Below are 20189 nucleotides of genomic sequence, written 5' to 3' on the forward strand. Positions count from 1 at the left end.
GATCCGTTCGGGAAGGAATGCCCGGTCCGGCGAACCGGACCGGGGGCGTAAATCAGCGATTACTTACCCGACAGGATATCATCATAGAGCTGGGCGGTATCCTTCTCGTAGAGCGCGCCAACGATGATGTCGAAACCCGGAGGGATCTTGCTGGCTGCCATCGCTGCCATCGACAACGCCATATAGCTGGTCGCCTGCGGATCCTGCCACTGCGCGGCATTGACGTAGCCTTCCAGCACTTCCTGCGTGGTGTCGCGCGAGTTGCCCCAGCCAACGACAGGGATTTCGCCCGGCTTGACTCCCACCTGATCGAACACGCGCTTGATCGAGCCGGTGACGAGATCGCCAAGCCCGATGATCGCCTTCACCTTGGCGCGGTTTGCGGTCAGGTAATCGGCCATGCGGGTGATGATCTCAGCCTGGTCGAGCGTCGCATCGGTGACTTCCCAGGTGATGTTGAGCGGCTTGAAGACGCTTGAGATGCCTTCTTCTTCCTGCACGCCATAGGTGGCGCCCGGAACCTCGACCGGCATCCAGACGAAGTCGCCTTCCTTCACCAGCTTCTTGTCGACAAGATACTGCGCCCAGGCCTTGCCGAAGGCGACGTTGTTGCCGCCGACATAGGCGTTAAAGTTGGCGGTCGGGTCGGGCGTGTTCATGTTGATGATCGGAATTCCGGCCGCGCGGGCCTCCTCCGTCACCTTGACCAGGCTGCCCGGATCGGGGCTCGACGTAACGATGCCGGAAGCCTTGGCGGCGATCGCGGCGCGGATGGCTTCCTGGTGCGCCGGCACGTCGCCATTATGGAACGAGGTGTTGACGGTGTTGCCGGTGTCTTCGGCCCACTGCTTGGCGCCGGCCAGGAAATAGGTCCAGACCGGATCGGCAGGCGAGCCATGCGACACCCAGTAATATGTCTTTTTGGCCTGCGCGTAGGCGGTCGTAGCCATTCCCAGGCTCACCGCCATAAGCGCCGCCGATACGACAGCGATTGTCCTTTTCAGCACGGTATTGTCTCCTCCTCATCGAGGGTGGTTTTGGCCCCCGCTCCAACGCTGCAATTCGCGTGGCCGTGCCATGCCCATCTCTGGCGATGGCTCCGGCGCGCAATCTCACTGATGGATTGTTCCCTCCATCTGCCATTCGTTTCCTCCCGCACGGCAGATGATCAAAATGATACGTTCCTGGCATCATTTTGATGCTTGAAAGTTGACGTAACGTCCGGTGGGAGTCAAGCGCGAATCCGCTCGTCCGCCGCCATCGCGCGATCACTGCGCAGACGACATAAAATACTGAGATTTCAACTATGTACGCCTCAATTTGAGGCGAACCCGTCAATCGGCGAAGAATGACCCGCGAAACGGTATCGCCAGCCTTTGGCCGCCGCTGTCGGTGATATCGATCGCCGCAGTGTCCAGTTGGATATCCGTCACCTCGCTCCAGCCCACCGGCACTGGAATGGCGCCGAAGGCGTAGCGGATCTTCGTGGTACGGTCTGGATCGAGGCTGAGCGCTGTCGGCACGCCATCGGGCGCATCCTCTCCCGCATCCAGATGAATACCGGTCGCAGCTTCTTCGATGCCGAGCACTGCGATATGGCGGCTATTCCATGGCGCGTAAGAGCGCCCGCCATTGCTCATCCACAGAACCGTCTGCGGCAACATGCGCGCGTCCTTGACAGCAAAGAACAAAAACCCGTCCTTGGCCGCCACCGCAGCCGACCAGCCGATGCGGGCACCGGGCATTTCGGACAGGACGACGATATCTTCGTGGCCGCTATCGAAGGGATAAAAGCTGACATCGGCCACCGCCCCATCCCCCCTTCGCACCGACGAGAGGTCCGAAAAGGACTGCGGATAGCCAAGAAGGGAGCGGCCTCGCGCCGGATCTCTCTCCGGTGGCACCGGCATTGTCCGGCCGCCTGACTTGGGCGAAAAGCTGAGCTTTGCACCACCGGGCACATGCACCATCGCATGATGCGCGACCGGCAGGCGGCCTGCCCCACTCTCGAAAACATGGGTCTGATAGACGACGGGCTGGCCGGGACAAAGCATGATGTGCTTGGTCAGCCGCGCGCCCGCCACGGCTTCACGCAGACTGTAGGTCGCGGTGACAACACCGTCTGCAGCGACAGTGCGGCCCGCATCGTCCCAGGTGCCGTTTGCCGACCAGCCATGGATCGGCACGCCTGGCTCGCTTTGCGCGAAGGGCGCACAGAAGAAGTCTCCCGCCAGCCGCCGCTCGACTGGCGCGACATGATCGGGCAGCACCTCGCCGCTGTTCACCCACGGCGCGCGGTGCAGCGGGCGCAATGTTTGCCCGCCGGCTTCGATGACAACTTCATCGATGACACCACCATCCTTGTCGAAGCGAACCGAAATGCCGTCAGTCGAAATCATGTCCATGCAAATCTCGCCAGCAAATGAGGGCATTTTCAGTGGGGATCGCGGCCTATTCGTTCGGGATGTTCTCGCGGAAAACCGACTGGATCCGGATCGTCGCCGGCGAGATGTTGGCCTCGTTGCGGATCGCGCGGACCAGCCGGTCGATCGCCTCGCGCGCCGTCACCTGCGCATTCTGGTCGATCGCCGCATCCATCACGCCGCTCAAAAGATATTGGCGCGTGTTGTCGGTCAGGTCGTGACCAATGAAGATCACCGACTTGTCGCGGCCCTTCTCGGTCAATGCCCGAGCCACGCCCTCCTGGCCTGCACCGATGCAATAGATCGCCAGCAGGTCGTCGTGCTCTTCCAGCAGCGCCCGCACTTCATCATAGGCGCGGTCGGGATCTTCCTGCACTTCGCGCACCGCCACGACGTCAAGCTTGGGGAAGCTTTCGAGCAGCACATGCCGAAATCCCATCTCGCGCTCTTCATGGCCGCGATAGGCGAGCGCACCGGCAATCAGCGCCACCTTGCCCGAAGCGCCTGGCAGGAAGCGCCCGATAAGATAGCCCGCCAGCCGGCCAGCGGCGCGGTTGTCGATGCCAACATAGTTCATGCGCCCGACATGGCTGATGTCGGAGACCAGCGTGAGCACGGGAATGCCAGTGCCGATCAGCTTGCGCACGGCCTCGCGCACCGACGGACTGTCCAGCCCGATCAGCCCGACGCCCTGGCAATCGGCGCGCAGGCTGCCAAGCTTTTCGGCGATCTGCTCGGGATTGAGACCCTCGAGCTGATGGATGACAATGTCGACATCGCCACGCAGTTCCGCCCGCCGCTCGATCTGGCGCACAAGATCGGCCATGAACTCGTTGCGCCCACCAGGCAACACGAAGTCGAGGCGAACAGTACTCGCCGATGTCGCGGCAGTTCCGCCCGCTAGGTTGGCGGCGATGGACAGGACATGAGTTCGGGTGTGCTCCTGCACGCCGGGGCGGTTGTTCAGCACCCGGTCCACCGTCGCCTTGGAGACTCCGGCCAGCCGCGCGATGTCGTCCATTTTGGGTCGCGTGCTGTCCAACATCATCCTCGCCGGCTTGTGCCTTTTCGCCGGTAAACTACGGCGGCCCTCTGGAGCGGTCAACGCCAAGCAAACGTCAAAATGATGTATTGCACGGCATTCGACGAATGCAGCCACCAGCCGAGGTAAAAGGCCATACAGGCATCCAGCTGCGGCCCGCGATTCGCGCTTGACGCCTAGTATGCGCTGTCGCTAGCATCAAAATGACACATCATAATGATGTACTTTAAAACTGCGCGACGCGCAGCGGAACAGCAGTAGAGATGACGCCGACGCCAAGAGACTACAGCCTGATCGGACGCGACGCCGCCCTTGCCGAAGCCAACGGCATGGCAGCCGCCGAATGGTATTCCTGCCCGATCCCGCGCAAGGAACTGAAGGAGCTGATGAAGCGCTCCGATGGCCCCGCTTTGCGCGACACGGCGATCTGGATTTCGGCACTGGTGATTTCGGCAGCCGGCGGCATCTTTTTCTGGGGCAGCTGGTGGGCAGTGCCTTTCTTCCTTGTCTATGGCGTGCTTTACGGCTCCTCCAGCGACAGCCGCTGGCATGAGGCGGGGCACGGCACGGCGTTCAAGACACGCTGGATGAACGACGTGCTCTATTACGTCGCGAGCTTCATGATCCTGCGCGAGCCGACCGTCTGGCGCTGGAGCCACACCCGTCATCACACCGACACCATCATCGTCGGGCGCGATCCCGAGATCGCAGTCCCCCGTCCGCCCGATGTCATCGGCCTGATGCTCAACATCTTCGCGCTAAAGAGCAGCCTGCTTACGCTGAAGGGACTTTTCATCCATGCCGCCGGGCGGCTGAAGCCGGATGAGGAAACCTTCATCCCCGAGATGGAGCGCTGGAAGGTCTATCTCGTCGCCCGCATCTATCTCGCGATCTTCGCCGCCGTAGCCATCGCCTGTTTGTGGATGGGCAGCATACTGCCGGCCATGCTGATCGGCCTGCCCAGCCTCTATGGCGGCTTCATGACCATCTATTTCGGGCTGACACAGCATGCCGGCTTGGCCGAGGATGTGCTCGACCACCGGCTCAACTCGCGCACCATCTACATGAACCCGCTGTTCCGCTTTCTCTACTGGAACATGAACTATCATGTGGAGCACCACATGTTCCCCATGGTGCCCTACCACGCGCTGCCCAGGCTGCATCAGGCGATCAAGGACGATTGCCCGGAGCCCTACCCCAGCACGATCGCCGCCTATCGCGAGATCATCCCGACCATCCTCAGGCAGGTCAAAGAGCCCGCCTATCACGTCGTGCGTTCGTTGCCGGCCGGCAAGACGCCGGTGCCCTACAATCACGGCGCCATCATCAATCCGGCCGAATAGGAGAGGTCATTGCCTCAAGACTGGATCACCGCCTGCGACGCCGACGACATCGAGCCTGACGATGTGATCCGCTTCGATCACGACGGCCGCACCTTCGCGCTCTACCGCACCGAAGACGACCGCTTCTTTGCCACCGACGGGCTTTGCACGCATGAGAAGGTCCATCTCAGCGGCGGGCTGGTCATGGGCACGATCATCGAATGCCCCAAGCACAATGGCCGCTTCGACTTCACCACGGGCAAGGCCAAGGGCGCGCCTGTCTGCGTCGACATCGCCACTTATCCGGTCAAAGTCGAAGATGGTCGGGTGATGATCAAACTCGGCTGACTTTCTGCCCCGCCGAAATGCCAGTCCTGCCAGCCGAGGAATGAGATGAAATCGTCCCAGCCCACCGTCGCCGACATCCTCGCCCTCAAGGGCAAGCGCCCACTGACCAAGCTGCGCGTCGAATCCCTCGATGAGGCAGCCGCCGCCAATGCGGCAAACATCGATATGCTGTCGGTGCCACCCGAAGTGCTTTCCCTCGAAGGTTTTCGCGCCATCTGCCCCAATCCCTTCGTCGTCGGCGGGCTCGAGCCCGGCGCCTACATCACCGAGGAAGACTATCTGCGCGTCGCCTTCCGCCTGCTCAAATCAGGCGCCAACGCCGTCTATTGCGGCGCGAGCTTGAAGATCATCAGGCGCCTGCGCGATGAGGGCATTCCCGTCGTCGGCCATGTCGGCCTGATCCCGTCGCGCCGCACCTGGACCGGTGGCTTCAAGGCCGTCGGCAAGACTTTCGATTCCGCTATGACGGTCTGGCAGCAGACCAAGGCGCTGGAAGAGGCCGGTGCCTTCGCCGCCGAGATCGAGGTGGTTCCGCCTGCTATCGCCGAAGCGATCTCGAAGCGCACCAGCCTCTTGATGATCTCGATGGGCGCAGGCGCAGGCTGCGACGCGCAGTATTTGTTCGCAACTGACGTGCTCGGCGAACATGACGGCCACTACCCGCGCCATTCGAAGGTCTATCGCGACTTTCATTCGCAGTATCAGCGTCTGCAGCAGGAGCGCGTCGCCGCCTTCCGCGAATATGGAGCCGACGTCGCCAGCGGCGCCTATCCGCAATCTGGCCACCTTGTCCGCATGGACGGCGCGGAGCAGGATCGTTTCCTGGCCGAGATGGAAAAGACGCCGCTAGTCTGAGCTAAACAGACGGCCTGGGGAGAGGCCAAAGAGGGAGGACGATAAATGGCCAGATGGCGGGTTGCCGGCATCAATTTCGCCCATATGCATATGGGCGACCTGTTGCGCGAGGTGCATGAGCATCCCGACGCCGAGATCGTCGGCATCTATGACAAATCGCCGGAGCGCATGGCGGCGGCGATCGAAAAGTTTGGCATTCCCTCCGATCGCGTCTTCACCGATCTCGACGCCTGCCTGGAGCAGACCAAGCCCGACCTCGCCATCATCTGCGCCGCAACCGCCGAGCACGCCGACCATGTCGAGCGCGTTGCCCGCCACAAGGTGCATGTGCTGGTCGAAAAGCCATTCGCCGCCTCGCTGACCGACGCCGACCGCATGATCGCGGCGATGAAGGCGGCAGGGCGGGAGATGGCGATCAACTGGCCGCTTGCCTGGTATCCCTGCCACAACACCGCCAAGCGCCTGATCGACGAGGGCGTGGTCGGCGACGTGATCGAAGTGCACTACTACGACGGAAATCGCGGCCCGCTGTTCCACCTCGCCGACAAGGTTGAGGTGACACCCGAAGAGGTCGAGGCGGCCAAGCCGTCGTCCTGGTGGTACAAGAAGGCATCTGGCGGCGGCAGCCTGCGCGATTATCTCGGTTATGGCGTGACGTTGGCCACCTGGTTCCGCAATGGCGAAAAGCCTTTGGAAGTCACAAGCATCGTCGACGAAACGCCTGGCATCGAGGTCGATCAGCATTCGATCACCGTGTGCCGCTACGCCAGGGGCCTGTCCAAGTTCGAAACGCGCTGGGGCACTTTCACCGATCCATGGACGCTGCAGCCGCAACCCAAATGCGGCTTCGTTGTCGTCGGCACGATCGGCACGATCTCAAGCTACGACTACGAGCCCCATGTCACTGTCCAGACCCGGGCGCGGCCCGAGGCCCATCAGATCCCGGTCGATGTGCTCCCCGTCGGGCAACGCGCGCCGATCGAATATGTGCTGGGCTGCCTCGCCAGGGGTGCGCCGATTGCCGGGCCGCTCGAGCCGGCGCTGTCGCGCATCGGCCAGCAGATCACCGACAGCGCCGCCTTGTCTGCGCAGCTGAAGCGCACCGTCGAGCTTCTGCCATGACCGAGACACCGAGCGAGGATTCCTATGCGCTGAAGGCCGCAACGGCAAAGATCGTCGCCGCACCCGAACTGCCATATCAGCCACCAAGACCTCGCAGCTACGCCCCACGCATCGCCCTTGTCGGCGCCGGTGGTATCTCGTTCGCCCATCTCGATGCCTACCGCAAAACTGGCTTCGACGTTGCCCTGATCTACAACCGCACGCTGGCAAAGGCTGAGGCACGCCGCGACGCGTTTTTCCCCGACGCCGAAGTCACCGACGATTTCGCCGCCGTTCTCGCCCGCGACGACATCGAAGTGGTCGATATCACCATCCATCCGGCCGAACGCGCAGCGATGATCGAAAAGGCGCTGCAGGCCGGCAAGCACGTGCTGTCGCAGAAGCCCTATGTGCTTGATCTCGATACCGGCGAACGGCTTGCGGACCTCGCCGACAGCAACGGCGTCAAGCTCGCCATCAACCAGAACGGCCGCTGGGCGCCGCACCTCGCTTACATGCGCGAGGCGGTGCGGGCAGGCCTGATCGGCGAGTTGGCGTCCTGCCATGTCTCGATCCACTGGAACCATGGCTGGATCAAGGGCACGCCATTCGAGGAGATCGACGATCTCGTGCTCTATGATTTCGGCGTCCACTGGTTCGACTTCCTGGCGAGCCTGATCGGCAACCGGGCGACCTCCGTCTATGCCACGCGCACCCATGCCGCCGGCCAACATGCCAAGCCGCCGCTACTGGCCCAAGCACTGGTCGAATTCGACGGCGGTCAGGCATCGCTCGTTTTCGACGGTTCGACGCCATTTGGCCCGCAGGATCGCACCTATGTCGCCGGCACCAAGGGCAGCCTGACCGGCATCGGCCCCGATCTCGGCCAGCAAACCGTCGAGCTGACCACCGAGGCCGGCATTGCGACGCCTGCCCTTTCGGGCTCATGGTTCAATGATGGTTTTGCCGGCACCATGGGCGAGCTCCTGTGTGCCATCGAAGACAATCGCGAGCCGCTCAACGGCGCCCGCGCCAATCTCCAGAGCCTGGCACTGACATTCGCCGCCATCGCCTCGAGCCATCGAGCCAGATCGGTTCAACCCGGCACCGTGCGCAGTCTTGCCGAGGCCAAACGCCGCCCGGATTGATCCGGCGCGGCACGATACATCTCCCGCATATATTTCGTTCCACACCGTCCCGATGCTCCACCAATTGACATCTGATGTGAAATATATTTCACTATATGAATTTTATTGACTCATCGTTGAGAGCCTGTAATCTCTGGGTCGTCGGCTTCGGGAGGAGTCCGGCGGCAATCAATCCACATAGCGGCGCCTCGGGCGGCCGCGACGGTCATTGAGGATGGCTTCGGCCAAGGGAGGAAACTTGCGAAAATTTTTGAGCACGCTCGCAATCGCGGCGGCTGCGTCGACCTGTTTGGCTTCGACCCAGGCGCTTGCCGAAACCGCCAACCCGTTCAAGTGCGAGCCGGGTGAGAAATACGTCATGAACGTCATGGTCTCGGGCGTCGAATACTGGTTCCCGGTCTACGAGATGTTCAAGCAGGCGGGCCAGCAGTTCGGCTGCGAGACAGAATATACCGGCACGCCCGAATACGACGTCAACAAGCAGATCGCCACCTTCGACCAGGCGCTGGCCCAGAAGCCGGCCGGCATTCTCGTGCATCCGATGAACTCCGATCCGTTCATCGAGCCGATCAACCGCGCCATCGAGCAGGGCACGGCGGTCGTCACCTTCGCCGCCGACTCGCCCAATTCCAAGCGCGTCTCGTTCATCACCTCGGACAATCTGGCCGAAGGCACCTATGCCGCCGACGCCGTTGCCAAGGCAATGGACGGCAAGGGCGAATATGCCGTGCTGGAAAACCCCGGCCAGGACAATCACGACAAGCGCGTCTCGGCCTTCATCGCCCGCATGGAAGCCAAGTGGCCCGACATGAAGCTCGTCGGCCGCGCGGCTTCGAACCAGGACCCGACCAAGGCCTATCAGGCCGTGCTCTCCCTGGCGCAGGCGCATCCTGATCTCGGCGCGGTGTTCATGCCGGAAGCCAATTCGGCCATCGGTGCTGCCCAGGCAGCCAAGGAAGGCGGCGGCAAGATCAAGGTCATGCTGGCCGACGTCAACGCCAAGATCCTCGACATGATCAAGGCCGGCGAGATCTACGGATCGGTCAATCCCAACCAGGGCATGCAGGGCTATATGGGCTTCATGCTGTTGTGGATGGCCAAGCATCCTGAGCTGATCGACCCGATGAACGACACCAAGCGTTCGGGTGCCAACGGCATGAGCGTGCCCTTCGTCGACAACGGCTTCTCCATCGTGACAGCCGAAAACGCCGACGATTTCTATTGGGACAAATACCTGCAGCGCCGCGGCACCAAGGGCATCGAGGAATAAGCTCGAAATCCTTTGCCTCGACGGTTCGTTGGGGCGGATAAAGTCGGAAGGGGGTTTGCGCCCCCTTCCCCCTCGCAGCGCCCATCGCAGGAGCATGGCGTGACAGAGACGCCCATTCTTGAAATACGCGGCCTGTCCAAGGCGTTCGGCCCGGTCAAGGCGCTGAGCGACGTGCAGTTCGAGCTCAGGCGCGGCGAAATCCATGCGCTGTGCGGCGAAAATGGTGCTGGCAAGTCGACGCTGATGAACATGATCGCCGGCGTGCTGCAGCCCGACCGGGGCGAGATCCTGATCGACGGGGCGGCTGTTTCGATCCCCTCGCCGGCAGTGGCCCAGCGTCTCGGCATCGCGCTCGTCCATCAGGAAATCGCGCTGTGCCAGGACGCGACGGTGGCCGAAAACATCTACATGGCCGCGATCAATGCCCGCCGTGCGCCGCTGATGAATTTCCAGAAGCTTTATGCCGACGCGCAGAAGGTCATGGACCTGCTCGCCCCTATCCCGGTCCGCACCAAGGTCGCCGACCTCTCCATTTCCAACCAGCAACTCGTCGAGATCGCCAAGGCGCTGACGCTCGACTGCAAGGTGCTGATGCTCGACGAACCCACCGCAGCACTGACCGAAAGCGAAGCGCAAAGGCTGTTTGCCATCGTGCGCGGCCTCAAGGATCGCGGCATTTCGGTGGTCTACATCAGCCATCGCATGGCAGAGATCTTCACTCTGTGCGACCGCGTCACCGTCTTCCGTGACGGCCACTATGTCGCCACCGACCCGATTGCCGAAAGCTCGCCCGATGATGTCGTGCGCAAGATGGTCGGCCGCGAGATCACCCAGCTCTACCCCGACAAGCTGGCGCCGCAAGAACCTGGCCGCATGCTGCTCTCTGTCGAAAACCTTTCCGACGGCGACCGCTTCGCAGATGTGAAATTGCAGCTGCGCGCCGGCGAAATTCTTGGCATTGGCGGCCTGATCGGCGCTGGCCGCAGCGAGATCGCGCAGACCATCTGCGGGTTGAGGCCGGCGACGTCAGGCACCGTCGCGCTCGATGGCAAAGCGCTTCGCATCCGCAACTACAGCGACGCCGTCAAGGCAGGCCTCGTCTACCTCTCCGAAGACCGCAAGGGCTCGGGCGTGTTCCTTGACATGCCGATCGCGGCAAACATCTCGGCCCTCGACCTTGGCAAGCTGACCGGATCGCTCGGCCTGCTCGACCGCAAGGCGGAGGACCGCCAGGCGACCGATCTGACCAAGCGCCTCGGCGTGCGCATGGCCGGCATCGACGTCGCCGTCTCGACGCTGAGCGGCGGCAACCAGCAGAAGGTTGCGATCGCCAAGCAGCTGTCGATCGACCCAAAAGTCATCATCATGGACGAGCCGACGCGCGGCATCGATGTCGGCGCCAAGGTCGAGATCCATCGCCTGCTGCGCCAGCTTGCCGCTAGGGGTGTCGGCGTTGTCGTCATCTCGTCGGAGCTGCCGGAACTCATCGGCCTGTGCGACCGCGTCATGGTGGTGCGCGAAGGCAGCATCGCCGGCGAGCTCGGCGCGGACGAGCTTGGCGAAGAAGCCATCATCATGCTGGCCTCTGGCGTCCAGAACTCTTCAAATCAAAAAAAGCAGGCCCAAAATGTCGCCTAGGGAAGCGGGAGAAACCCTCATGCACGCCGATATCAAGGCAGAAGGTGGCGCGCGGCGCATCAATTTCGTCCGCCTCGCCTCGATGCGCGAAGCCGGCCTGATCGTCATCATCCTGGCGTTGTGCATCGCCATGAGCTTCGCCTCGCCGCACTTCCTGACATGGGGCAACTTCCGCGCCATGCTGATGAGCTTCTCGATCGAGGGCATCGTCGTCGTCGGCATGACCATCCTGCTGATCGTCGGCGGCATCGACTTGTCGGTCGGCTCGGTCGTCTGTTTCTCGATGGTGGTATCGGGCGCACTGTTCCTCGCCGGGCTCGACCCGTGGACGGCAAGCCTGATCGGCATCGGCGTCAGCGCCCTGATCGGTGCCGCCATGGGCTTCTTTGTGACAGTGGTCGGCCTAAACCACTTCATCACCTCGCTTGCGGCGATGGTCATCGTGCGGGGCATGTGCCTGGTCATCACCAAGGGCACGCCGCTGTCGCTGTTCACCTTGCCGCCATCGTTCAAGGCCATCGGCCAGGGCACTTTCCACGGCCTGCCCTATGTCATCATCATCTTCGTCGTTGTCGTTGCGATCTTCGACTTCCTGCTGCGCCGCGCCACCGCCTTCCGCAAGGTCTTCTACACCGGCTCCAACGAGAAGGCGGCGCAGTTCTCGGGCATCAAGACCAAGCAGGTAAAGTTCTGGGTGACGGTGCTCTGCTCCACCCTCGCAGGCCTTGCGGGCGTCATCTACATGGCCCGCTTCGGCGCAGCGACACCCACCTTCGGCGCCGGAATGGAGCTCAACATCATCGCGGCAGCCGTGATCGGAGGCGCCTCGCTCAATGGTGGATCGGGCACCATCTTCGGCGCCATCCTCGGCATGGCGCTGCTCTCGGTGGTCACCAGTTCGCTGATCCTGCTCGACGTGTCTGTTTACTGGCAGGACATGATCAAGGGCTGCATTTTGCTTGCCGCCGTCTCCATCGACCACTTCTTGCACCGCAAGAAGTCCTGAGCATTTAGGCGAGACAGATCATGGCACCCCCAAACACCCGCGACGACATCGCGACCGTCCGCCAGATGCATCAGGCGCTTGTGCTGCACTATGTCGAAGGCAAGACCCAGGCCGAGATCGCCAGAGAACTTGGCATCTCGCATGCCACCGTCAACCGGCTGATCAAGCGCGGCCACCAGCTCGGCCTCGTCGAAATCAAGATCAAATCGCCGATCGACCATCTCGTTGACATCGAGGCGCGTCTTGTCGCGCTCGGCGGCATCGAACGCGCCGTGGTCGTGCCCTCGGTATCAGACAATCCGCAGACAGCACTTCAGCGTGTCGGCGAAGCGGCCGCACGCCTGCTGCTCGACACCATCAAGGACGGCGACACTATCTCGATCACCGGCGGCAAGGGCGTCAGCGCACTCGTTGCCGGCCTCAAGCCCGGCCGCAGCTACGACGTGGAAGTCATCCCCGCCACCGGCCTTGTCCAGGGCAAGCACTACACCGACGTCAACCACGTGGCGTCACTGATGGCCGACAAGCTCGGCGGCCGCGCCTATCAGGTCCATGCGCCGCTGTTTGCCGACACGCCGGAGCAGCGCGAGATGCTGATGGGCGTCCGCTCCGTCGCCGACGTTTTCCGCAAGGCGCGCGAGGCCGATGTCGCGGTGATCGGCATCGGTTCGATCCTGACCGATGATTCCAGCTATTACGACCTGCATCCCTCGTCGAGTGCCGACCGACGCGCCATCGAGCAGTCGGGCGCGTCGGGCGAATTGCTTGCCCATCTCATCGACCGCCACGGCAAACTTTGCAGCTACGCGCTCAACCGTTCGCTGGTGTCGCTGACGCTCGACGAATTCGCCACCATCCCGCGTTCGATCGGCATCGCCAGCGGACCGAGCAAGGCAGCGCCGATCCTCAGTGCCATGCGCGGCAACCATCTCGACACCATCGTCACCGACGAGGCGACAAGCCTCCAGATTCTCGAACTTGCCGAACAGGAGGCAGCATGAGCTCCCGACAGATCCAACGCCGCATCGGCCGCTCCAACGTCTCCGCATCGGCGGTCGGTCTCGGCACCTGGGCGATAGGCGGCTGGATGTGGGGCGGCACCGACGAGCAAGCCTCGATCCGCGCCATCGAAGCCTCGATCGAAGCCGGCATCAGCCTGATCGACACCGCCCCTGCCTACGGCCTCGGCCGCAGCGAAGAGATCGTCGGCAAGGCCATCAAGGGCAGACGCGACAAGGTGGTCATCGCCACCAAATGCGGGCTCAACTGGCATTCCGGCAAGGGCAATCACTTCTTCGACCAGGACGGCAAGCCGGTGCATCGTTACCTCGGCGCCGATGGCATCGCCCATGAGCTGGAACAGAGCCTGCGCCGCCTCGGCACCGATTACATCGACCTCTACATCACCCATTGGCAGGACCCGACGACGCCGATTGCCGAGACCATGGCAACGCTCGAACAGCTCAAGGCAGAAGGCAAGATCCGCGCCATTGGCGCTTCCAATGTCAGTGCCGAAGACCTCGAACAATATGTCGCCGCCGGCCAGATCGACGCGATCCAGGAACGCTATTCGATGATCGATCGCGAGATCGAACAGACCCTGCTGCCGATCACGCAACGCAACGACGTCGCCACGCTCAGCTACTCCTCGCTGGCGCTCGGCCTGCTGACCGGGATGATCGATCCCTCGCGCGAATTCACCGGCGACGACCAGCGCAAGGGTAATCCGCGCTTTTCCGCCGCCAACCGGAAGAAGGTGGCGAACCTCAAGCAGGCCATCGCGCCGATCGCCGAACAGCACAAGGCGTCGATGGCCCAGATCGTCATCGCCTGGACACTGGCGCAGCCGGGCATCACCTTCGGCCTGTGCGGCGCGCGCACTGCCGAGCAGGCGCTCGACAACGCAAGGGCCGGCGAGATCACGCTTGGCGCGGACGAGCTGTCAATCATCGACACGGCAATCGCCACGCATCTCACCTCCATGGATGCCTGAGCGAAAAGGCACAGCCCACATGAACCGCAACGACACACTCGCCGCTCTGCGAGAGCGGCCCGATATTGCCGTGCTGGTGATAGGCGGCGGCATCAACGGCATCTCGGTGTTCCGCGAACTGGCCCTGCAAGGCGTCGACGTCGTGCTCGCCGACAAGGGCGACTATTGCTCAGGCGCCAGTGCTGCCCTGTCGCGCATGGTGCATGGCGGCCTGCGTTACCTCGAAAACGGCGAGTTCAAGCTGGTGCGGGAATCGCTGGTCGAGCGCGACCGGCTGTTGAAGAACGCGCCGCACTATGTCGCGCCGTTGCCGACGACGGTGCCGATCTTCGACACGTTTTCGGGCATCGCCAATGGTGCGGTCCGCTTCCTCGGCCTGACGCGCCGGCCGAGCCGTCGCGGCGCTCTGGTCATCAAGGCCGGCCTGACCATGTACGACCTGTTCACCAAGGCCAGGCGATTGATGCCAAAGCATAGCTTCCGGGGACGTGCCGAAACCCTCAAGGCGTGGCCGGCGATCAATCCCGATATCCGCAGCTCCGCCACCTATTACGACGCCTGGGTCAGCCGTCCCGAGCGCCTCGGCCTGGAAATGCTGTTCGACGCCATGGCATCGAGCCAGACCGCGCTAGCCCTGAACTACGCGGCAATCGCCACATCGGACGACGGCCTCGCCCTCACCGATACCTTGACCGGCGAAACGCTGCCGGTCCGCCCAAAACTGATCATCAACGCCACCGGCGGCTGGATCGATCTCACCAACAAGGCCATCGGCGCTTCAGCACCCCGGATGATGGGCGGCACCAAGGGCTCGCACCTGATCGTCGACAACGCCAAGCTTTACGACGCGCTTGGCGGACACATGGTCTATTACGAGAACGAGGATGGCCGCATCTGCATCCTGTTTCCTTATCTCGGCAAGGTGCTGATCGGCTCGACCGACATCCGTGTCGACGACCCCGACCACGTCCGCTGCGACGACGACGAGCGCAGCTACATCCTGCAGTCGCTCGCCTTCGTGTTCCCCACGATCGCCATCGCCGCAGACGAGATCGTCTTCCGCTTCGCCGGCGTACGTCCCCTGCCCGCCAGCGACGACAGTTTTACCGGCCGCATCCCGCGCGACCATTTCTGCGAGTTCGTGGAGCCAAGCGACAGCCTGCCGGCCACGCTGTGCATGATCGGCGGCAAGTGGACGACCTTCCGCTCCTTCGGCGAGATGGCCGCCGACATGGCGCTGGAACGCCTTGGCTTAAAGCGCAGGTCAGGCACCGAGGACCTCGCCATTGGCGGCGGCCGCGACTTCCCGGCCGACCCGGAGAAATGGTGCGCCGAGCTGGCGGCGAAACATGGCCTTGCCACCGAACGCGCAAAAGTCCTGCTTGAGCGCTATGGCACTTCGGCGGTGGATTTCGCAGCCGACCTCGCCTCCGACCCGATGCTGGCAGGATCGGATTACTCCGCTGGCGAGATCCGCCAGATCGTCGAGCGCGAGCAGGTCGAATGCCTGGCCGACATCTTCCTGCGCCGGACCACCGTCGCCATTTCGGGCGGGCTCAGCCTTGCCCTCATCGACGCCGTGCTTGGCGTCCTGGCCGACCACAAGGGCTGGAGCGCAGCGCAGGCCTCAGCCGAGCGCACCGCGTTCCTCGCCTTGCTCGCCCACCAGCACGGCATCGCCATTTCAGACCTCTCCCAGACGAACGACAAAAGGAGCGCCCTATGCGCGTGAACCACAAAGTCCGCATGAACCGGCTCTTCTCAGGCGGCCGCTGCCTCGACGTCGCCATCGATCATGGCGTCTGCAACGAGCCGAGCTTCCTCAACGGGCTCGAGGACATGGCCGGCGTCGTCGCCCAACTTGTCAAGGCCGGTCCCGACGCCATCCAGATGAACTACGGCCAGGCCGACCTGCTGCAGGCGGTGGCGGGCAAGGACAAGCCTGCACTCGTCATGCGCATCGACATGGGCAATCCCTACAACAAGATCCGCCACCGGGCGATGTGGGCGGTGTTGCAGAACGAGGCCGAGCCGCTGCTCGGCGCCATCGAGATGGATGCGGCCTGCGTCGTGGTCAATCTGTTCATGCTGCCCGACGAGCCAGACCTGTTTCGCCAATGCATCCAGAACATCGCCCGTGTCCGCGCCGACTGCGAGAAATACGGCCTGCCGCTGATGATCGAGCCGCTGGCGATGCTGCCGGTCGACCAGAGCGGCGGCTATATGGTCGATGGCGACGCCGAAAAGATCGTGACGCTGACCCGGCTCGCCCGCGAGATGGGTGCCGACATCATCAAGGCCGACCCGACCAACGATCCCAACGATTTCCACCGTGTCGTCGAGGCGGCGCGCTGCCCGGTGCTTGTGCGTGGCGGCGGCAAGGAGGACCTGCGCGCCGTGTTCGACAAGTCCGCGGCCTTGATGGCGCAAGGCGCGATGGGGATGGTCTATGGACGCAATATCTACCAGCATGCCAATCCGAGCGCTGTCGTGCGCGGGCTGATGGCGATCATCCACGACGGTGCGGATGGTGCCACGGCCTTCGACCTGTACAAGCAGGCATAGTCTGCGGCATCGGGAGGAGCCAAATGGGCAAGTACATTCTCGGCCTCGATGCGGGCAACACCGTCATCAAGGCGATCATCTTCGACCTGTCGGGGCGCGAACTGGCGCTCGCCGCTTGCGACGGCCGCTCGTCCATGCCCAAGCCTGGCCATGTCGAGCGCGACCTCGACGAACTCTGGCGCAACGCGGTCGTCGTCATCGGCCAATGCATCGACAAGGCCGGCATCGATCCAAGCGAGATCGTCGCCATCGGCTGCGCCGGGCACGGCAACGGCCTCTACGCGCTCGATCGCGATGGCGAACCGCTGATCGGCATCCAGTCACTCGACACCCGCGCCATAGGCATCGTTGCCAAGTGGGCCGAACAAGATGTCGGCGCCCGAACCTATGTGCATTGCCTGCAAAAACCGTGGGCAGCACAGACGCCGACCTTGCTCGCCTGGCTCAAGCGCCATTCGCCGGAGCTTTTCAGCCGCATCGGCACGGTGTTCCTGTGCAAGGATTTTGTCGTCAACAAGCTGACCGGTGCGCGCTCCACCGACACCACCGACATGTCTGGCTGTGGATTGCTGCAGATGCCTGATAGGCGCTACGACCACGACCTGCTCGCCGCCTATGGCCTTAGCGACTGTATGGACCTTTTGCCGCCGGTGCTGGAATCGGCCGACATCGCCGGCCACGTCACATCTGAGGTCGCGGCCCTGACCGGCCTGCGCGCCGGAACCCCCGTCGTCGCCGGCCTGTTCGACGTGGTGGCAAGCGCCGTTGGTTCGGGCGTCACCCGAACAGGTGCCGCTTCGATCATCGCCGGCACCTGGAGCGTCAACCAGGTCATATCAGACGAGCCGATCCGCGACCCCTCGATCTTCATGCTCTCGACCTTCGACCCCAGGCGGTACCTGGCGATCGAATCGAGCGCCACATCGGCCGCCAATCTCGAATGGATCGTCCGCGAATTCCTCGAGCATGGTCATGAGGCCAGCACCTCGCCGTTCGAGCTGTGCAGCGAACTCGTCGCCTCGGTCGATCCCGACGGCGACATCCCGATCTACCACCCCTTCCTCTACGGCTCGCAGCAGAACGGCCACGCCCGCGCCGGCTTCTACGGCATCGCCGGCTGGCACACGCGTGCCCACATGCTGCGCGCATTGTTCGAGGGCGTCGCCTTCGAGCACAAGCGCCACGTCGAGACCTTGCGCAAGGCGGGAGCCGTGTTCGACGAGGTCGTTTTGTCTGGCGGTGGCTCGCGCAGCGCCATCTGGCCGCAGATCTTCGCCGACGTGCTCGGCGTTCCCGTCACCGTGGCGCGCAGCCGCGAGACCGGGGCGCTGGGTGCGGCGATTGCAGCAGGCACCGGCGTCGGTATCTTTGAGAACTACAGTGCCGGTGCGACCGCAATGACAGCGTCCGCCCGGCACTATACGCCCAACGACGCGATTGCCCCCGCCTATTCCAGGCGCTATCGCCTCTATGGCGAGATCAACCAGGCGATGACCTCGATTTGGCAACGCATCGCTACCGAGCAGGCACCGCAGTGACCGAAGCATCCTCATCATTTGGCGACTACGACTACGTCATCGTCGGCGCCGGCTCAGCCGGTTGCGTGCTCGCCAACCGGCTGTCCGCCGATCCGCGCAACAGCGTGCTTTTGCTCGAAGCTGGTGGCAGCGACCGCTACCATTGGGTCAACATCCCGATCGGCTATCTCTACTGCATGGGCAATCCACGCACCGACTGGCTGATGAAGACCGAGCCGGAAGCCGGCCTCAACGGCCGCAGCCTCAACTATCCCAGGGGTAAGGTTCTGGGCGGCTGCTCGTCGGTCAACGGCATGATCTACATGCGCGGCCAGGCCGCCGACTATGACGGCTGGCGCCAGGCCGGCAATGTCGGCTGGGGCTGGGACGACGTTTTGCCCTACTTCCTGAAGTCGGAAGATTATCACGGTGGCAGCAGCGCCATGCATGGTGCGGGCGGCGAGTGGCGCATCGAAAAACAGCGCCTGTCCTGGCCGATCCTCGACGCCTTCCGCGACGCAGCCGAAGAGCTCGGCATCCCGCGCACTGGTGATTTCAACACCGGCACCAATGAGGGCTCGGGCTATTTCGAGGTCAACCAGAAGAAAGGCGTGCGCTGGAACACCTCCAAGGCCTTCCTGCGCGGCATCGCCGATCGCACCAACCTGCGTGTCGTCACCGGTGCGGAGACCGAACGGCTTGAATTCGACGGCCGCCGCGTCACCGGCCTCGTCTTCCGCAAGGACGGGCAACTGCATCGGGTCAAGGCTGGCCAGACCATCCTCGCTGCCGGCGCCATCAACTCGCCGAAGATCCTCGAACTGTCGGGCGTCGGCCAGCCGGAGCTGCTTTCACGCCTCGGCATCGAAGTCCGCCATGCGCTGGCGGGCGTCGGCGAAAACCTGCAGGACCATCTGCAGATCCGCACCGTGTTCAAGGTGACGGGCGCGGCGACGCTCAACCAGCGCTACCACAGTCTTTTCAGCCGGGCCGGGATGGGTCTCGAATACGCGCTGAAGCGCAGCGGCCCCCTGTCGATGGCGCCGAGCCAGCTTGGCATCTTCGCCAAGAGCGATCCGCGCCTCGCAACGCCCGATCTCGAATATCATGTCCAGCCGCTCAGTACCGACCGCCTCGGCGAACCGCTGCACCGCTTTCCCGCAGTGACCGTTTCGGTCTGCAACCTGCGCCCTGAAAGCCGAGGAACGGTGCACATGGCCTTGGCCGATCCGCGTGAGGCCGCAAAAATCCAGCCGAACTACCTCTCCACCGAAGGCGACCGCAACACGGCCATTGCCTCGCTGCGCCATGTCCGCCGCCTGATGAATGCCAAGGCCGTCGCGCGGTTTGCACCCGAGGAAATGCTGCCCGGCACGCAATACGACAGCGACGCCGACCTGCTCCACAAGGCGGGCGACATCGGCACGACCATCTTCCACCCCGTCGGCACCTGCAAGATGGGCGCAGATAACATGGCCGTGGTCGACGACCGGCTACGCGTCCATGGGCTCGCAGGCCTGCGCGTCGTCGACGCCTCGATCATGCCGTCGATCGTCTCTGGCAACACCAACTCGCCAGTGATCATGATCGCCGAGCGGGCGGCCGAAATGATCCTCCAAGACGCCTCCGCGAGAGCCTGAGCCGAACCCGCTTCCATCCGCGCTTCGCCCAAGTGAAACCAGGCTATCAGGATTTTCGCCCCTCCGAAGCCCAAATGCAAACGGCTCGCCGGTTTTGACCGTGCGGGCCTTTGTCATTTCTGGGTTTTGCGGGATGCGGCTTTGTTTGTTTGCCGGCCTTTTCGACCGTTGACTCGTTGCTGGCCCCTACTGCGGCTTGGGATCGAACAGTCACGAGGAGCCAAATAGCAAAACGCCCCGCTTGAGGCGGGGCGTTTTGGGATTTGGATTTGGATTTGGATTTGGATTTGGAAAGTTTGGTTGCGGGGACAGGATTTGAAC

At 63.1% G+C, this 20189-nt stretch carries 17 protein-coding genes; 14 read left to right on the plus strand and 3 right to left on the minus strand.

Annotated elements, in window-relative coordinates; genetic code table 11:
- Window positions 1–59 precede the first annotated feature (59 nt).
- The 3 genes from AC1DWF_RS14860 to AC1DWF_RS14870 form a co-directional block, all read right to left on the minus strand.
- Window positions 60–968 carry a substrate-binding domain-containing protein gene (locus AC1DWF_RS14860; protein WP_476786301.1) on the minus strand — a complete coding sequence of 303 codons (909 nt, stop codon included), beginning with the start codon at window positions 966–968 and terminating at the stop codon, window positions 60–62.
- A gap of 366 nt (window positions 969–1334) precedes the next feature.
- On the minus strand, window positions 1335–2405 hold the full coding sequence (locus AC1DWF_RS14865) for a hypothetical protein (RefSeq protein ID WP_476789482.1): 1071 nt from the start codon (window positions 2403–2405) through the stop codon (window positions 1335–1337).
- A gap of 46 nt (window positions 2406–2451) precedes the next feature.
- Window positions 2452–3444 (minus strand): LacI family DNA-binding transcriptional regulator, encoded by a 993-nt coding sequence (locus AC1DWF_RS14870; RefSeq protein WP_476786629.1) that lies wholly within the window; start codon window positions 3442–3444, stop codon window positions 2452–2454.
- A 284-nt stretch (window positions 3445–3728) separates the two neighbouring features.
- Between AC1DWF_RS14870 and AC1DWF_RS14875 the strand changes: the two genes are divergently transcribed.
- The 14 genes from AC1DWF_RS14875 (at window position 3729) to AC1DWF_RS14940 (ending at window position 19868) form a co-directional block, all read left to right on the plus strand.
- On the plus strand, window positions 3729–4808 hold the full coding sequence (locus AC1DWF_RS14875; protein WP_476786630.1) for a fatty acid desaturase family protein: 1080 nt from the start codon (window positions 3729–3731) through the stop codon (window positions 4806–4808).
- 9 nt (window positions 4809–4817) lie between these two features.
- Window positions 4818–5135 (plus strand): MocE family 2Fe-2S type ferredoxin, encoded by a 318-nt coding sequence (locus tag AC1DWF_RS14880; RefSeq protein ID WP_476789591.1) that lies wholly within the window; start codon window positions 4818–4820, stop codon window positions 5133–5135.
- A gap of 45 nt (window positions 5136–5180) precedes the next feature.
- Window positions 5181–5990: a 3-methyl-2-oxobutanoate hydroxymethyltransferase gene (locus AC1DWF_RS14885; protein WP_476787403.1), complete on the plus strand. Its 810-nt coding sequence runs from the start codon at window positions 5181–5183 to the stop codon at window positions 5988–5990.
- A 45-nt stretch (window positions 5991–6035) separates the two neighbouring features.
- On the plus strand, window positions 6036–7112 hold the full coding sequence (locus AC1DWF_RS14890; RefSeq protein ID WP_476789592.1) for a Gfo/Idh/MocA family protein: 1077 nt from the start codon (window positions 6036–6038) through the stop codon (window positions 7110–7112).
- A complete protein-coding gene (locus tag AC1DWF_RS14895; protein ID WP_476804326.1) occupies window positions 7109–8239 on the plus strand; it encodes a Gfo/Idh/MocA family protein in 1131 nt (376 codons plus the stop codon). The genes AC1DWF_RS14890 and AC1DWF_RS14895 overlap by 4 nt, the downstream gene beginning before the upstream one ends.
- Window positions 8240–8477: 238 nt before the next feature.
- Window positions 8478–9509 carry a substrate-binding domain-containing protein gene (locus tag AC1DWF_RS14900; RefSeq protein ID WP_476786664.1) on the plus strand — a complete coding sequence of 344 codons (1032 nt, stop codon included), beginning with the start codon at window positions 8478–8480 and terminating at the stop codon, window positions 9507–9509.
- 99 nt (window positions 9510–9608) lie between these two features.
- Entirely contained in the window at window positions 9609–11147 is a 1539-nt protein-coding gene (locus tag AC1DWF_RS14905) for a sugar ABC transporter ATP-binding protein (protein ID WP_476786663.1), read from the plus strand.
- Between the two features lie 19 nt (window positions 11148–11166).
- Window positions 11167–12153: an ABC transporter permease gene (locus AC1DWF_RS14910; RefSeq protein ID WP_476789700.1), complete on the plus strand. Its 987-nt coding sequence runs from the start codon at window positions 11167–11169 to the stop codon at window positions 12151–12153.
- A gap of 20 nt (window positions 12154–12173) precedes the next feature.
- Window positions 12174–13154 carry a sugar-binding transcriptional regulator gene (locus AC1DWF_RS14915; RefSeq protein ID WP_476786356.1) on the plus strand — a complete coding sequence of 327 codons (981 nt, stop codon included), beginning with the start codon at window positions 12174–12176 and terminating at the stop codon, window positions 13152–13154.
- On the plus strand, window positions 13151–14146 hold the full coding sequence (locus AC1DWF_RS14920) for an aldo/keto reductase (protein ID WP_476786357.1): 996 nt from the start codon (window positions 13151–13153) through the stop codon (window positions 14144–14146). Before AC1DWF_RS14915 ends, AC1DWF_RS14920 begins: the two co-directional genes overlap by 4 nt.
- Window positions 14147–14165: 19 nt before the next feature.
- The gene (locus AC1DWF_RS14925; protein WP_476804325.1) at window positions 14166–15878 is read left to right on the plus strand and encodes a glycerol-3-phosphate dehydrogenase/oxidase; all 1713 of its coding nucleotides are present in this window, start codon (window positions 14166–14168) and stop codon (window positions 15876–15878) included.
- A complete protein-coding gene (locus AC1DWF_RS14930) occupies window positions 15869–16711 on the plus strand; it encodes a class I fructose-bisphosphate aldolase (RefSeq protein ID WP_476789675.1) in 843 nt (280 codons plus the stop codon). The genes AC1DWF_RS14925 and AC1DWF_RS14930 overlap by 10 nt, the downstream gene beginning before the upstream one ends.
- Window positions 16712–16734: 23 nt before the next feature.
- Window positions 16735–18249, plus strand: a complete 1515-nt coding sequence (locus tag AC1DWF_RS14935; protein WP_476781928.1) for an FGGY-family carbohydrate kinase — start codon at window positions 16735–16737, stop codon at window positions 18247–18249.
- Window positions 18246–19868, plus strand: coding sequence for a GMC family oxidoreductase (locus tag AC1DWF_RS14940; RefSeq protein ID WP_476804324.1), 1623 nt, complete (start codon window positions 18246–18248; stop codon window positions 19866–19868). The genes AC1DWF_RS14935 and AC1DWF_RS14940 overlap by 4 nt, the downstream gene beginning before the upstream one ends.
- Window positions 19869–20189: the final 321 nt, after the last annotated feature.

It is taken from the genome of Aminobacter sp. P4_D5 (assembly GCF_056401815.1).

What these genes read in the sequence shown, in the direction of transcription:
- AC1DWF_RS14860 (WP_476786301.1), bottom strand. Translation starts at nt 968, where the DNA reads ATGGCGGTGAGCCTGGGAATGGCTACGACCGCCTACGCGCAGGCCAAA.
- AC1DWF_RS14865 (WP_476789482.1), bottom strand. Translation starts at nt 2,405, where the DNA reads ATGGACATGATTTCGACTGACGGCATTTCGGTTCGCTTCGACAAGGAT.
- AC1DWF_RS14870 (WP_476786629.1), bottom strand. Translation starts at nt 3,444, where the DNA reads ATGGACGACATCGCGCGGCTGGCCGGAGTCTCCAAGGCGACGGTGGAC.
- AC1DWF_RS14875 (WP_476786630.1), top strand. Translation starts at nt 3,729, where the DNA reads ATGACGCCGACGCCAAGAGACTACAGCCTGATCGGACGCGACGCCGCC.
- AC1DWF_RS14885 (WP_476787403.1), top strand. Translation starts at nt 5,181, where the DNA reads ATGAAATCGTCCCAGCCCACCGTCGCCGACATCCTCGCCCTCAAGGGC.
- AC1DWF_RS14890 (WP_476789592.1), top strand. Translation starts at nt 6,036, where the DNA reads ATGGCCAGATGGCGGGTTGCCGGCATCAATTTCGCCCATATGCATATG.
- AC1DWF_RS14895 (WP_476804326.1), top strand. Translation starts at nt 7,109, where the DNA reads ATGACCGAGACACCGAGCGAGGATTCCTATGCGCTGAAGGCCGCAACG.
- AC1DWF_RS14910 (WP_476789700.1), top strand. Translation starts at nt 11,167, where the DNA reads ATGCACGCCGATATCAAGGCAGAAGGTGGCGCGCGGCGCATCAATTTC.
- AC1DWF_RS14915 (WP_476786356.1), top strand. Translation starts at nt 12,174, where the DNA reads ATGGCACCCCCAAACACCCGCGACGACATCGCGACCGTCCGCCAGATG.
- AC1DWF_RS14920 (WP_476786357.1), top strand. Translation starts at nt 13,151, where the DNA reads ATGAGCTCCCGACAGATCCAACGCCGCATCGGCCGCTCCAACGTCTCC.
- AC1DWF_RS14925 (WP_476804325.1), top strand. Translation starts at nt 14,166, where the DNA reads ATGAACCGCAACGACACACTCGCCGCTCTGCGAGAGCGGCCCGATATT.
- AC1DWF_RS14930 (WP_476789675.1), top strand. Translation starts at nt 15,869, where the DNA reads ATGCGCGTGAACCACAAAGTCCGCATGAACCGGCTCTTCTCAGGCGGC.
- AC1DWF_RS14935 (WP_476781928.1), top strand. Translation starts at nt 16,735, where the DNA reads ATGGGCAAGTACATTCTCGGCCTCGATGCGGGCAACACCGTCATCAAG.